The sequence below is a fragment of the Acetobacterium sp. genome, from assembly GCF_039830195.1.
Lineage (GTDB): Bacteria > Bacillota > Clostridia > Eubacteriales > Eubacteriaceae > Acetobacterium.
The window spans coordinates 20168-32052 of sequence record NZ_JBDODG010000005.1 but is presented as its reverse complement, the minus strand read 5'-3'; the positions used below and the strand labels follow the sequence as shown (position 1 = coordinate 32052).

Genomic DNA, 11885 nt, shown 5'->3' with positions numbered 1-11885 from the left:
TGCCAAAACCACACAGTCAAGCCCTGTACTCGGTTACACGGATCGTTGATATGGGTGCAACGATCCGTAGCCAAGAAGCTAATGTTTTTTTAAGATTTCTTTGGATAAAAACCCTTTTATCCTGAAACAGAAGGGTTCGTGTTCCGCTTAGTTAGTGATGGCATCAATCAGGCAGAAAGATAAAGTGATTAGTTTGATGATATTGGGGTAAATCAAATAAAACACAATATCACAGAGGCGCAGCGTCTGATTAAAACAAGGCTGGTCAAGAAAGGTGAGGGTGATAAATGAATAAGTTAAAGTTATTGTTAGTAATGGGGATCACCATGGGATTGGTCGCAATTTTTGCAGGCTGCGGAGGCAGTAGCACCAGCAATAGCACGGCCGGTCCGTCTAATGTTTCAAGAGATACCGTTTATGAGTTTTATGACAAGGTACAATTGGACCAAACCAAGGAACAGGTGGATGCCGAATTGGGAGTCATTCCCACCGAAAGCTCCCAACTCAAGAACAGCTTTACCTATGTGAATGATAATACCAGTTTTGGGGTGAGTGTTCTGTTTGATGAAAATGGAGTGGCCACGAGTAAAACTTTATTTTATCCGATGACGGAAGATCTGGCTTTTTTAACCACGAAGGCAGTGACCGAGGAACAGGCAGAAAGTATTCCGGATGGAGCCACCTATGATGAAGTAAAAACCATTTTGGGCGGAGATGGTACCGAAACCAGTGCCACCCAGATTCCCTTTGAAGATAACAAGGTGAGCTACATCAGGGTCTGGGTCAATCAGGATGGCACGATGCTTCAGGCCGTCTTTTTAACAGATGGAACCACAAACAACGTGATGTTTTTTGATTAATAATAAACCAAAATGTCTCAATTTGCCTGCGGGCCGATAGAGACATTTTTTTTTGGAAAATCGCAGTTCTGGTTGCATCTTTGTCAAGGTGCTGATATAGTAGGAAAAATAAACAACTAGAGACGAAATTTTATTTAGGAGCTGAAAAATGATAACGGTCAGTGCAACAATCATCTTAGTATCAGTCATTCTAATCGGACTTATTTTTGCTTTGACAAACGGCCTTCATGATGCCAGTTCGGTGGTGGCTACCTTTATCAACTGTGGTGCCGCCAGCCCTAAACAGGCCATTGCCGTGGCATCTTTTTTTGGACTGGCAGGATCGGTTCTCGGCGGTAGTCTGGTGGCCGATGCGATCTCAGAATTAATAAATTTACCCACCGATACAGCGTTACTAACCATCCTTTTCGCGGCGATCACCGGGGCGACACTCTGGAATTTAATTACCTGGAAGCTCGGTTTGCCCTCCAGTTCCACCCACGCATTAATCGGCGGTATTATCGGAGCGGTGGTTGTTTCCTCTGGAGTTGACAATATTGTTTGGGGCTGGTCTGAATTAATCGGCGCAAACCATGAGCTAACCGGGATTACCAAAGTCATTGCCGCCCTGTTTTTATCACCCGTAATTGGATTCTTAGTCGCATTTTTGCTGGAGAAAACATCAAAACTATTATTAAGAAATGCCCGGGTTTCGCTTAACCGCCGTATTAACCAGTTGCAGTGGATCATTGTTGCCGGTCTTTCTTACAGCCACGGCTCCAATGATACCCAAAAAATTATCGGAATCTTTACCCTGGCATTGGCGGCCTGGAGTGGGACAGCCATTGAATCAGCACCGCTTTGGGTCCGGGGAAGTGGCGGTCTGGTGATGTTTATCGGCACCCTACTGGGGGGCTGGAGCATTATGAAGACTTTGGGGCGTGGTATTTTTGACATTAAACCGCTGCATAGTTTAAATTCACAATTATCCTCGGTGACAGCAATTCTCGGGGCAACCCTGGTGGGCGCACCGGTCTCCACCACCCATGTGGTCGTCGGCGGGATTATGGGCGTTGGCGCAGGCGATGAATATAAAATGGTCCATTGGGGAATTGTTAAAGAAATCCTGGTTGCCTGGTGTATTACGATTCCCCTGTCAGCCCTGGTTTCAGCGTTGATTTATACCGTAGCGATGTTTATCTTTAAGGTGATTTAGAGGGAGAATGAAATAATGGAAAAAAGGAATATTATTGACCGGATTTTTCCGATTAAGTACCATTTTCATCAGATGTTATTCATGCAGGCGCAAAGCAACGCCTCCGGAGTGGAAGCCCTGTACAATTGGTTGAACAGCGGAACCGACACCGATAGCCAGGCATTATTGCAGTGTGTTAAGGAAGCGGACGCCATTCGGATGGAGATGGAAAAGAACCTGACCGAAGCCTTTATTACGCCCTTTGACCGAGGCGATATTTACTCAATTTCGGTGGGGATGAATCGGGTATTGAAATATGCCGAATCAACCCTGGTGTCGATGAAAACATTTGATGTCAAAGCCAATGATACTATTATCAATATGGTTGAACAATTAAATAGAGGCGTGGATATCTTTGCCGCCGCAGTGAGCGATCTGAAAAAGAATCATGGTAAGTCTGAAGAAGCGGTGGTTAAAATGAGAGCGACCCACCGGGAAATTGAAAAACTCTATATGGATGGCATGGTGTTTGTCTTTGCCGGGGCCGATCCAATGGCGGCGATAAAAAAACGGGAGGTTTATCATCATATTAAAGATGCGTCAACAAACCTGGAAGAAACGGTGGATGTGCTGCATCGGATCATTGTCCGGCTGAGTTAAATATAGTCTGGCGATAAAACCTCTTGGCGATAAAAGTGAGCTTTGTTAGCTGGATTCTTTTTATTGGATAAAGTCGATCGAGAAGCTTAGGTGAAAATAATATTAAAATATTTAAGCATTATCTGAAATAATGGCAGAATTTAAAAGAATTATGTTATAGTAATATACTAAATGAAATTGGTACGACAAAAGTAAAGGATTACACAATGAAAGATAATATTACCAGGATGAGACCACCGGCAGGGCGAAGGGAGGCATCATGAATAAGAAAATAGAAATGATAAAACGGATTGCAAGATGGCTGGCAATCATGATGGTTTTCTTCTTGCTGTTTCCAGCTGGGAGTCTGGCAGAAGAATCAGTTAATCCGGGCGATCAATCCGTTGCGACAACAACGCCGGATAATTTGAGTGTACCGCTAAAGGGCGGATCTGAACAGGCAAGCGAAACAACCAATGAGATTGAAACCCTGGAGCAGGTGCCGGAGGTTAATATCAACGAAAATGTAGATCAGCAAATTGTGGTTGTTTATGCCGACAGCGGTGAAGATAATGTCAAAGACCTGGCCTTGACAACCGCAGAGATTGTTTCTGGTGAGCAGGTGTCTAATCGGGTTGATATTATTGAAGTCAGTGTGGAAACAAATGTGGAAGCATTAATGGCAGATCTGGAACAGAACCCAAATGTCCTGGCAGTGGATAAAAACGAAAAAATCGAAGTGACAGCCCTGCCCAACGATCCCTATGTTGGCAACGGCTCAGCCTGGCAGTTTCAGCGGATTGGTGCTGACCAGACCTGGAATCAGGTATCCAATGCTGACCCGGTGGTGGTGGCTGTTATTGATACCGGTTTAAATCCTAATCATCCCGATCTGATTGGCAATGTCGTGGCCGGCTATGATTTTGTCACTGGTAAAACCAATGTGGTGGATCTGGCCGGTCATGGAACTGCTGTCAGCGGCTGCATTGCGGCCGTCACCAATAATGGGGTTGGCAGCGCCGGAATTACCGGGCTGGCCAATGTAAAAATCGCCCCCTACCGGGCTGGGGGAGCATACAGTGGTGATACGCAACTGGATGTAGCCTACATTTGTGCCGCTATTCTCAAAGCAGCGGAACGGCCAGAGGTTAAGGTTATCAATATGAGTTTTGGGGGATATGGAACCTTTTCTTCTTTGGCAGTGGCGGTCAACGAGGCGGTCAATGCCGGGAAAGTGGTGGTGGCTTCTTCAGGCAACGAAGGAGAGTCCTGGAATGCCCGGGTGGGACAATACTCTTATCCAGCCTCCTACGACCATGTTATTTCGGTTGGTGCGATTAATAAGGATAATACTCGTTCTTCCTTTTCCCAATATAATGACCGGGTCGATTTATGTGCGCCAGGCCAATCCGTTTTAACTACCGCCAGAAGCGGCGGGTACGAATATGCCAGTGGTACATCGTTCTCCAGTCCTATTGTCGCGGGAGCCTGTGCGGTACTGATGGCCGCTGATTCAAGCCTGGATGCCGATGAGGTTGAGACGATCCTCAAAAATACCGCCCTGGATCTGGGAACACCGGGTAGTGATGCCTACTATGGTAGTGGCCTGATTCAGTTAAATGCGGCAGTGGCTTCGATCAATGCCAGTGAAACGGTTGGGAGCACCTATCGCACCCATGTCCAGAACGTTGGCTGGCAGGGCTGGAAATATGACGGCCAGATCAGTGGCACCTCAGGCCAGTCGTTGCGGCTGGAAGGTATCGAAATCGAGATGAATGATCTCGGAACTGACCTTGGGGTTGAGTACCAGACCCATGTTCAAAATATTGGCTGGCAGGGTTTTAAAGGCGACGGCCAAACCAGCGGAACCTATGGTCAATCGCTGCGGCTGGAGGCTATTCAAATTCGGCTGACTGGGACTGCCGCGGCGAACTACGACATCTATTACCGGGTTCACAGTCAAAATTATGGTTGGCTGGACTGGGCCCAAAATGGCGGCAGTTCGGGAACACAAGGTAAGTCATTGCGGCTTGAAGCCATCGAAATCCGGGTTGTGCCCAAAGGGACCGCTGCACCGGGATCAACCAGTCGGCCATTTATCAGCTGAAAAATTTTTGGCGGGCTAAAATTTTATGAATAATATTAACTTATTGGGGTAGATGGACTAATAAGAAATCATTAATGAAAGGAGTATCTGGAGATGATAATTACCTGGGACAATATCAGTGAAGTGAACCGACGCATTAAAGAGCGGGATTTGGCCTATAAGGTTCATTTAAGTGATGCCTGCGGTGGGCAGAGCATGTGGATCGAATCCATGGACAAAGCCAATCATTTTGATAATCTCGATGATTTGAATGATTTAATCAAAAATTATTTTTCCGAGATTCATGCCGATGTCGAGTTCAGTTGGGATAAGAAATCTTTTTGGTCAAAAGATCGTTCCCTGATATTTTAATTGTGAAGAATTTTTATTTGTGATTTGGGGGGATAACCCATACCAATAAAACACCATAAACAAGGAGCTTTGTAGCCCCCTGTTTATGGTGTTGTTATTTTTTGATGTATTTATTCACCAGCCGATAAGCAGTGGTCTGGCTTAACCCCAGAGATTCGGCCATGTCGTTGATGTTGTCGTAAATCTCATAGTAATCTTCAATAATTCCCCGTTTGTAATTTTCGACCAGGTCATCAAAAATAATATTCTTCTTTTGAATGCTCGTTTTTGCCATAAAAGCCGTCAGCTGTTCGGGTAATTTATCAATACCGATAACGCTGCCAAGACTCATCACTGCCATTTGCTCCACCGCATTTTTGAGCTGGCGGACATTCCCTGGCCAGTCATATTGAATTAGTGATTCAATCACCGGATTGGAAAACACCTTATTCTGATTGTATTTTTTGTTGTACTCTTTCAGAAAATACTGGGCGATGGGGAAAATATCATCCCGTCGTTCCCGGAGCGCGGGAATGGTCTGGGTGATACCGTTAATCCGCCAGTAGAGGTCTTCCCGAAAGATATTCTTGGCCACTAATTCTTCCAGATTCTTATTGGTGGCAGTGATGATCCGGGTGTTAACGGTTTTTGACTCCAGTCCGCCCACTGAGGTAAAACGCTGATTCTCCAGAAAATCCAGCAGTTTAACCTGGATATTAGGAAGCAATTCGCCAATTTCATCCAAAAAGAGGGTGCCATTATGGGCCATTTCCACCAGTCCTTTTTTGCCCTTGGGGCTGGCACCGGTAAAGGCGTAAGGGACATAGCCAAACAGTTCACTCTCGATCAGATTATCGGGAATGGAGGCACAGTTAATCGAAACAAAGGGGTTTGCTTTACGGGGACTGCAATCGTGGATAAATTTGGCGATCAGGCTTTTACCAACCCCGCTCTCGCCCAACAACAGAATGGGGATATCAGACTTAGCGGCTTTTTTGAGTTTATGGAGGGTCTGGTAAAGAATATAGCTGCGTCCGACAATGTTATTGCTGGCTTTGGTCCGTTCTTCCCGGGAGCCTTTTTTATCTTTGAGTGCACCATCTTCATCGGTGTCCTTTTCTGGATTGAGATAATCCAGGTCAAACTCCACGAAAGATTCGCGTTTTAGGGTGTTGTAAACCAGCATCACCAGTTCATGTTCGGGATTATAAAGGGGTGTGGTAATAGTAATGTGTTCTTCATCGGTCAGCAGCGAGCGTTGCCGCGAGATGATGGTGCGCTTTTTTTCCATCGCAGTAGCAGTGGAAGGGGGCGTCCAGAAACCTTGAAAGGAAGTTAGAAAATTAAGCTTCCACATTTTTTCGGCCGAGATCCCATGGTATTCCAGACAGGCGGGGTTGGCATAAAGGACATTGCCGTCCTTATCCGTAACGGTAACCTCAATAAAACTGTTTTCCAGAATATCCAGGAAGAATTCACTGGATAGGGTTTTTAAATAGTCCAAGTATTCCTGGCTGTGATTAAATTCATTCGTTATCATAAGTTTTCCCTTTATCACACCCCAATGGGTGGTGTTATTTTATTTTTAAGCTAAGGTCTATTTTAATCTTATTTTTCAGAAAATATGCAATTCATAAACGATTTCATTGATAAAACTGATAATAAATCAAAATAACCGCAGATACAAGAGGAAAAAAAGGAATATTCCCAAAAATGAAAATTAAAAAGGACGTTTTCTCAAAATTGGAAAGGATATTTGTGTTACGAAATGCTCGAAATGGCTATAAAGTTAATATAATGTGAAATGATTGTATTGGCACGATTATTGCGATACATGTTATCAAGAATTAACATGACATCTCGTAAATAATATAGAAAGGAGAAAAATGTAAGTGTAATCGTTTAGGCTACGAGAAAGAAAAACAGACGTCCAGGAGATTGTACCCCTGATAAAGCGGGTAATAGGACAATAAAGTGTTAGTTGTGAATTTCGCAATAATTAATTATAAGTTTATGAAGGAGAAGAAAATGTTTAGATTTACAGCAGATCAATTTGTTTATGACATCAATGGGACCAAAATTGGAGGACAACCGGGGGAATTTCCCACCGTTTTAATCGGCAGTATTTTTTATCGGGGCCATAAGATCACCCAGGATTCTGAGAAAGGTTTGTTTGATCAGGCCGCGGCCAAAGATTTATTGGACAAGGAAGCCGAATTGTCAGCCGAAACCGGCAATCCCAGAATCGTCGATGTGCTGGGTGACACCGAGGTTGCCCTGACCAAGCATGTTGAGTTTGTCTTAAAGAACACCACCTCACCGATCCTGCTTGACAGTCCCAGCCCGGAGGTGCGAATTGAAACCTTGAAACATTTTGCCAACGATCCGGTTGCGATGAGTCGGATCATTTACAATTCACTGGAAGAAAGCTGCACCGAGCATGAACTGGAAGTAATGAAAGAATGTGGTGTAAAAACCGCGGTTATTCTGGCTTTCAGCAAAAAACATCTGCAGCCGGCCAAGCGGGTGAAACTCCTGATTGGTGATGAAAAAAATGAAGGCTTACTGACCAAAGCAAAAAGAGCCGGAGTCGAACAATTTCTGATTGATCCCGGGGTTCTGGATGTTGCCAGCAGCAGTTGGACCGCCATGGCGATCCGTGACATTAAAGAACAACACGGTTTGCCTGGTGGCTGTGCTTCCTCTAACGCCCTTTATTTATGGAAAAAAATGCGTTCCAAGGGCAGCCCCTATTTTGAAGCAGCGGGAGCATCAGTGTTTACCTTCCCATTAACCCATGGTGCTGATTTCATTCTATACGGACCAATGGCCAACGCCGCCTGGGTCTATCAGGCCGCCGCCACCACCGATGCAATGATGTCTTACTGTAATAAGATCACGGGTACAAAACTGGGAACAATGGAAACACCGCTAATGAAAATATTCTAGAGATGAAAATCAAAAATTTAGAAGGAGGATAAGTAGTGATGGAAGAGAAAAAAACAACGACAAAAGCGAAAGATAAAACTGTCTTATACGTGTCGGCAGCAATTGCACTGGTATTTGTTCTGTTGAGTATGCTATTTACCGAGGCAACAAATGAAGTATTTAATCAATTATTTGCCCTGATTACGACTGGTTTTGGCTGGCTCTATTTGCTGGCAGTGGGTCTCTTTATTGTTTTTGCCATCGGTCTGGTGATCAGCCCCTTTGGGAAAATAAAATTGGGGAAAGATGATGACAAACCGGAATTCTCAAACTTTCAATGGTTTTCAATGTTGTTTGGTGGCGGAATGGGAATCGGCCTGGTATTCTGGTCGGTATCGGAACCGATTATGCATTATCTCAGCCCACCGATGGGTGAAGGGGCCACACCGGCAGCCATGGAATTGGCCATGCGGGTATCCTTTTTCCACTGGGGACTCCATCCCTGGGTAATCTTTGCGATTGGGGGCTTAGGCCTGGCCTATTTCCAATTCCGTAAAGATCTGCCATTCTTGATCAGCTCAGCCTTTTATCCGCTGATCGGTGAAAAGATTCATGGACCGATTGGTAAAACAATTGATATTCTGGCCGTTTTTGCCACCATTTTCGGTGTTGCCACCAGTCTTGGTCTGGGATCAACCCAAATTGCCACCGGTCTGGAATACATGTGGGGGATCGAATCTACCCCGATGACCGTATCGCTGATCATTGCTGTTATCACGGTGATTTTTACGCTGGCAACCGTATCTGGTCTGCATAAGGCGATGCAGATGGCTGCCGATATTAAAATCTGGCTTTCGATTGCCTTTATGGTATTTATCTTTGTTTTTGGTGGCTCAGTATTTATTCTCAATAATTTTACCAATACCCTCGGCACCTACCTACAGAATATTGTCGGTCAAACCTTCTGGATGGGTAATGTTGAGTGGCTTAACGGTTGGACCATTTTCTACTGGGCCTGGTGGATTGCCTGGGCTCCATTCGTCGGACAATTTGTTGCTCGCGTTTCTAAAGGTCGCAGCATTCGGGAATTTATTTTAGCCGTATCCTTGTTACCGTCAGGATTTTCGCTGATCTGGATTGCCATTTACGGTGGCGCTGCCTTTAATCTCAATACCATTTCCGGTGGCGCTATTGAAGCAGCTGTCGGCGCCGATTATACCACCGCCCTCTATGCGCTGTTACAACAGCTGCCACTCTATGGGATTACCTCAATTCTGGCGATTTTCCTGATCGTGGTCTGCTTTGTTGGTGCTGCTAATTCAGCAACCTATGTATTGGCAATGCTGACCTCCGGCGGCGATATGGATCCGGATAAAAAATTGCGCGGCGGCTGGGGAATCGCCCAGGGCTTGATCACCATCATGCTGATTTTAGTCGGTGGCACGTCGGCCTTAAAGGCCTTACAGACAGCTTCGATTGTAGCAGCTTTCCCCTATATGCTGGTTATGCTGGTCATGTGTTTCAGTATTTTCAAAGCGCTGAAAGCAGACTATGCCGAAACCCAGCTTCTGATGAACAAAACAGGACTTAATGATATGGGCAGCAGTCAGGCACCGGTTGCCGATGTCCAGGAATAAAAAATATAGAAAAAGAGGTATGTGAATATGTTACCAAAATTTGATGTTTTGACGGATGAACAGATTAATAAGATTCATAAAAACAGTTTAAAAATTCTCCAGGAAATCGGAGTTGAGTTTTCCTACGATCCAGCTATCGAAGTGTTTAAAAAACATGGTCAACGAGTTGAAGGCCACCGGGTCTTTCTGGATCCGGACTTTGTTGAAAACATGGTCGAAAAAGCACCGGCTCAATTTACCCTCCATGCCCGTAATCCGGAACATAATCTGGTTTGCGGTGGTGAAAACGTTATTTATATGCCTGGTTACGGCGCTCCCTTTGTATATGATGCTGACGGCGGTAAACGGGATGCCACCATGGCCGACTATGACAATTTTGTGAAACTGGCCGGCGCCAGCAAAAACATGCACATGACCGGCGGTACCGTAGTGGAACCCACCGATGTTGAAGATGAAATCAGACATTTAAAAATGGCCTACAGCCATATTATCAACTCCGACAAGTGTTTTATGGGGAGTTCATCCGGTTATGAACATGCGATGGATTCCATCAAATTGACAGCCGTCCTCCATGGCGGCATGGACGTGATCAAAGAAAAACCAGCCCTGATCTGCCTGGTCAACTCCGTGACGCCGCTAAAATATGATGACCGGATGCTGGGGGGGTTAATGGCTTATGCCGAAACCGGACAACCGATGGTTATCGCCTCATTGGTTATGGCCGGCTCAACCGGACCGGCCACCATGGCCGGCGCCTTGTCGCTGCAGAATGCTGAAGTATTGGCCGGCATTACCCTGACCCAGTGCATCAATCCGGGAACACCAGTAGTTTATGGCTCAACCTCAGCCGTAACTGATATGTCAACCGGATCACTATCGATTGGAAATCCTGAAAACGCCCTGTTTACCTCAGCCAGTGCTCAGTTTTCACGATTTTATGGCGTGCCCTGCCGTGGCGGCGGTGGATTAACCGATGCCAAAACCGTTGATGCCCAAGCCGGCTATGAATCAATGATGGTCCTCTTTGCCGCCAGCACCACTGGTGTCAATTTTGTTCTTCATACCGCCGGGATTCTGCAGTATTACATGGCCATGTCCTATGAAAAATTCATGGTCGATGATGAGATTGCCGGGATGGTCTTACGTTACCTGAAAGGATTTGATACGGACAGCGATGAAAAAATGGCCTATGATGTCATTGAAGCGGTTGGCCCAGGTGGTCACTTCCTGACTCAGAAACATACCCGTAAGAACTTTAAAACCGAATTCTTCCGACCGGCTCTTAGTGACCGTCAATCCTTTGACGGTTGGTCTAAAGATTCATTGGATACCAATCAGCGGGCAAAACTGAAATGGCAGGAAGTATTAGCCAATTACACCCCACCAGAATTGGATCCGGCCATTAAAGAAAAAGTGGAAGCCTTTATTGAAAAACGTTCAAAAGAATTATTGAAATAACGAAATTCAAATTATATTAGAAAAAAGGAGAAAAATAATGAACCCAATATTTGAAGAAATTAAAGATGCAATTGTCGAAGGTGATGAAGATTTAGCGATTGAACTGGCGGAAAAAGTTGTCGCCGAGGGGATCGATCCGGTTCAAGCCGTTCAACTGGGCTTTATTAAAGGAATTGAAGAAGTTGGCGCAGCATGGACCAGTGGCGAAGCCTTTTTACCAGATGTTATGATGGCCGCCGATGCTATGAAAGCCGGAATGGATGTTCTGGAAGAGGTGTTGGCAGCAGGTGAAGGTGACGGCGCCTATGAAGATAAGGGGAAAATTGTTCTTGGCACGGTTGAAGGCGATATCCATGATATTGGCAAGAATATTGTCGGAGCCCTGTTAACCTCAGCTGGTTTTAAAGTTTATGATATTGGCATCGACCAAAAGGCCGAAGATTTTGTCGCCAAAGCCGACGAAGTCGGCGCCAGAATCATTGCCGCCAGCTCATTGTTAACCACCACCATGAAATCCCAAAAAGTACTGGTAGAATATCTGGATGCCCAAAAATTACGTGATAAATACAAGGTTATCATCGGGGGCGGACCCACCAGTGCCAAATGGGGTGAAGATATTGGCGCTGATGGTTGGGCCGAAACTGCCGATGAAGCAGTGGAACTATGTAAAAAATTATTGGGATAACCCTTTAAGTTCGACGATACAATAAATTAACAACTCAGAACAGGTGCCAAAATGATCAAAAATTTTG

10 protein-coding genes are annotated in these 11885 nt (G+C 45.2%); 9 read left to right on the top strand and 1 reads right to left on the bottom strand.

The features are described from left to right. The first annotated feature begins 287 nt into the window (after positions 1 to 287). The 5 genes from ABGU93_RS01005 (at position 288) to ABGU93_RS00985 (ending at position 5131) form a co-directional block, all read left to right on the top strand. Positions 288 to 860, top strand: coding sequence for a hypothetical protein (locus tag ABGU93_RS01005; protein WP_347411644.1), 573 nt, complete (start codon positions 288 to 290; stop codon positions 858 to 860). A gap of 148 nt (positions 861 to 1008) precedes the next feature. Beyond that, the gene (locus ABGU93_RS01000) at positions 1009 to 2055 is read left to right on the top strand and encodes an inorganic phosphate transporter (protein ID WP_347411643.1); all 1047 of its coding nucleotides are present in this window, start codon (positions 1009 to 1011) and stop codon (positions 2053 to 2055) included. A gap of 15 nt (positions 2056 to 2070) precedes the next feature. Next, positions 2071 to 2694, top strand: coding sequence for a DUF47 family protein (locus ABGU93_RS00995; protein ID WP_347411642.1), 624 nt, complete (start codon positions 2071 to 2073; stop codon positions 2692 to 2694). A gap of 259 nt (positions 2695 to 2953) precedes the next feature. Then, positions 2954 to 4780, top strand: a complete 1827-nt coding sequence (locus ABGU93_RS00990; RefSeq protein ID WP_347411641.1) for a S8 family serine peptidase — start codon at positions 2954 to 2956, stop codon at positions 4778 to 4780. 93 nt (positions 4781 to 4873) lie between these two features. Beyond that, complete coding sequence (locus ABGU93_RS00985) at positions 4874 to 5131, top strand: hypothetical protein (RefSeq protein ID WP_347411640.1); 258 nt, start codon at positions 4874 to 4876, stop codon at positions 5129 to 5131. 94 nt (positions 5132 to 5225) lie between these two features. On the opposite strand, the gene ABGU93_RS00980 is transcribed toward ABGU93_RS00985, so the two are convergent. Then, the gene (locus ABGU93_RS00980; protein ID WP_347411639.1) at positions 5226 to 6650 is read right to left on the bottom strand and encodes a sigma 54-interacting transcriptional regulator; all 1425 of its coding nucleotides are present in this window, start codon (positions 6648 to 6650) and stop codon (positions 5226 to 5228) included. Positions 6651 to 7138: 488 nt separating this feature from the next. On the opposite strand from ABGU93_RS00980, the gene ABGU93_RS00975 reads away from it, so the two are divergent. Genes ABGU93_RS00975 through ABGU93_RS00960 form a run of 4 tightly spaced genes read left to right on the top strand, consistent with a single transcriptional unit; the run spans position 7139 to position 11818 of the window. Further along, a complete protein-coding gene (locus tag ABGU93_RS00975; RefSeq protein ID WP_347411638.1) occupies positions 7139 to 8059 on the top strand; it encodes a tetrahydromethanopterin S-methyltransferase subunit H in 921 nt (306 codons plus the stop codon). Positions 8060 to 8097: 38 nt separating this feature from the next. After that, on the top strand, positions 8098 to 9675 hold the full coding sequence (locus ABGU93_RS00970) for a BCCT family transporter (protein WP_347411637.1): 1578 nt from the start codon (positions 8098 to 8100) through the stop codon (positions 9673 to 9675). A 27-nt stretch (positions 9676 to 9702) separates the two neighbouring features. Next, complete coding sequence (gene mtgB, locus ABGU93_RS00965; protein WP_347411636.1) at positions 9703 to 11133, top strand: glycine betaine--corrinoid protein methyltransferase; 1431 nt, start codon at positions 9703 to 9705, stop codon at positions 11131 to 11133. A 37-nt stretch (positions 11134 to 11170) separates the two neighbouring features. Next, positions 11171 to 11818, top strand: coding sequence for a corrinoid protein (locus ABGU93_RS00960; RefSeq protein ID WP_347411635.1), 648 nt, complete (start codon positions 11171 to 11173; stop codon positions 11816 to 11818). Positions 11819 to 11885: the final 67 nt, after the last annotated feature.

Coding starts and splice junctions, on each gene's coding strand:
- ABGU93_RS01005 (WP_347411644.1), top strand. CDS start 288: ATGAATAAGTTAAAGTTATTGTTAGTAATGGGGATCACCATGGGATTG.
- ABGU93_RS01000 (WP_347411643.1), top strand. CDS start 1,009: ATGATAACGGTCAGTGCAACAATCATCTTAGTATCAGTCATTCTAATC.
- ABGU93_RS00995 (WP_347411642.1), top strand. CDS start 2,071: ATGGAAAAAAGGAATATTATTGACCGGATTTTTCCGATTAAGTACCAT.
- ABGU93_RS00990 (WP_347411641.1), top strand. CDS start 2,954: ATGAATAAGAAAATAGAAATGATAAAACGGATTGCAAGATGGCTGGCA.
- ABGU93_RS00985 (WP_347411640.1), top strand. CDS start 4,874: ATGATAATTACCTGGGACAATATCAGTGAAGTGAACCGACGCATTAAA.
- ABGU93_RS00980 (WP_347411639.1), bottom strand. CDS start 6,650: ATGATAACGAATGAATTTAATCACAGCCAGGAATACTTGGACTATTTA.
- ABGU93_RS00975 (WP_347411638.1), top strand. CDS start 7,139: ATGTTTAGATTTACAGCAGATCAATTTGTTTATGACATCAATGGGACC.
- ABGU93_RS00970 (WP_347411637.1), top strand. CDS start 8,098: ATGGAAGAGAAAAAAACAACGACAAAAGCGAAAGATAAAACTGTCTTA.
- mtgB (WP_347411636.1), top strand. CDS start 9,703: ATGTTACCAAAATTTGATGTTTTGACGGATGAACAGATTAATAAGATT.
- ABGU93_RS00960 (WP_347411635.1), top strand. CDS start 11,171: ATGAACCCAATATTTGAAGAAATTAAAGATGCAATTGTCGAAGGTGAT.